At 66.6% G+C, this 1,879-nt stretch carries 1 protein-coding gene; it reads right to left on the bottom strand.

Annotated features, from left to right (window positions below; translation table 11 throughout):
- Positions 1–1,804: alpha/beta fold hydrolase (locus WB508_RS06620; RefSeq protein ID WP_423844090.1), on the bottom strand; the 1,804-nt coding region annotated here is incomplete at its 3' end.
- Positions 1,805–1,879 lie beyond the last annotated feature (75 nt).

Raw genomic sequence — 1,879 nt, 5'->3', positions numbered from 1 at the left:
TTCCAGCGTCGTAGCGCTCCAGTCGGTGGCGGACGTGGAAGTTCTGCTCGAAATGGTGCTCCAACGGCACGTAGATGAAGGGCGTCCCAGATGCCGTCAGCTCCATGCAGGTGGTGAGTCCGCCCTGCACGACGCCGATGTCGCATGCGGCGAGGTGTTCGTGCAGGCGCGGCACATAGCCGCGCACCCGGACGCCGCGGCGACGCGGCAAGGCGCCCGGATCGATGCGCGGGCCGCAGACGACCAGGAAGCGAAGCTCTGGCAGCAGCCGACGGGCGATGGGCGCCGCGTCGAGTACCCGTTGGAGCAGCGAGGACCCCACGCCAGAACCGCCCACGGTCACCACGCAGAGCTTGTGCTCGGGCCGATAGCCCAAGGTGCTGCGCAGCGCTGCGCGGGCGACCGGGTCCGGCGGATGGAATCCCGTGACGTACCCCGTGAAGTCGAAGTTGTCCTCGGTCCATTCCCTGATCCCGGGGAGGCCGGGGCCGAACGACTGGTCGACGACGTCCTCGGGGTTGCCGACGAACAACGACGCGTTGCGGATCGAGCCGAACCGTTCCCGCTGGCCGATCATCTCCGCGTTGTAATCCGCTGTCAGGGCAGCCTCGCGGAGTCCGCCATCAGGCATGGGTAGCCAACCCACGAAGTCGGTCATCCACGCGAATGGAAACCGCTTCAGCTCGGGGTTCTCGTGCAGGAAGTAGTCGACGTCCCACGCCTCGTCACCGATGACGAGGTCGTAGTGCTCACTGGTCGTCAGCTCGTGGAAGACCATGAAGTTGTTGACCAGGATTGAGTCCATCCGCCGGATGGCCTCAAAGGCGTGGAGGTCGTGCTCACCGGACTCACTTTCGATGTGCGCAGACTCGCTGGCGAGCCAGCTCGACGCGGGGTGTACGCGTTCGCCGTGCGCCTCGAGGACGGGCGTGACGGGATGCTGTGTCAACCAGTCGATCTGCATGTCGGGCTGCAGGAGTCGGAGCTCCTGCGCGATGGCGATGTCACGTCGCGCATGACCCAGCCCGATCGGTGAAGACAGGTAGAGCGCACGCCGGGGCCGGCGCGCGGCGCGGTGCCAGGTCCGACGAGTGGGCGGAGGCGGGCAGAGCCGATCAACGAACTCGCGCAGCAAATTGTTGAGGAAGATCGGGTCACGAGAATTCAGCCCGTGCCCTCCGCCTTCGATCAAGGTCAACGAACCACGCGTGAGCTCGGCGAGGCGTTCTCCCATCGCATGCGGCTGGATGCGGTCGTCGGTTCCGTGAACGACGTGGACGGGACAGCGAACGCCGGCACACAGCGGTTCGAGCGGCTCGCACATAGCGCCGTCGCAGCCCAGCCGTGCGGCCGTCGTCGCCACCAGGGTCTCGGGCACCACCTTGGACGACCAGTCGAGCGCGTCCTCGATCTGCTTGGTGGAGTGCGGCTCGTTGAACACTTCTGAGAAGAAGAACTCACGGAATGCGGTCAGATCGCCGGTCAGCCAGAAGTCCTTGTTGTACGTGGCCCACCCCGCGGTCTGGGGATAGGTCTCGTGCCAGGCGAACTGTTCCCGCTGGCGATGGGCGACGGAGAAGCCGCACGACGGTGCCACGGCGAAGATTCCCAGAACTCGGTCCGGGGCTCGGGCGGCCACGTGGACAGCCCACGTCGCCCCGCAGGACAGGCCGGCCAAGATCGCGGTCTCCGTGCTTGTCGCGTCCATCACGGCGAGCGCGTCCAACGCGTACTCAGCGTTCTCGTACGCCGCGGCACCCTTCGGCGAGCTGGAGCGGCCACTCCCGCGACCGTCGAACGTCACCACTCGACAGTGGCGGGCCAGGAAGGGGACCTGCGCCTTCCACACTCGCGAGTCGATGATCGACCACGTCGGGAG

Origin of the sequence: Aeromicrobium sp., from assembly GCF_049586495.1 — a bacterium.
In the GTDB taxonomy this organism is placed as follows: domain Bacteria; phylum Actinomycetota; class Actinomycetes; order Propionibacteriales; family Nocardioidaceae; genus Aeromicrobium.
The sequence above is the reverse complement of the archived record's forward strand: the minus strand, read 5'-3'. Positions and strand labels throughout refer to the sequence as shown.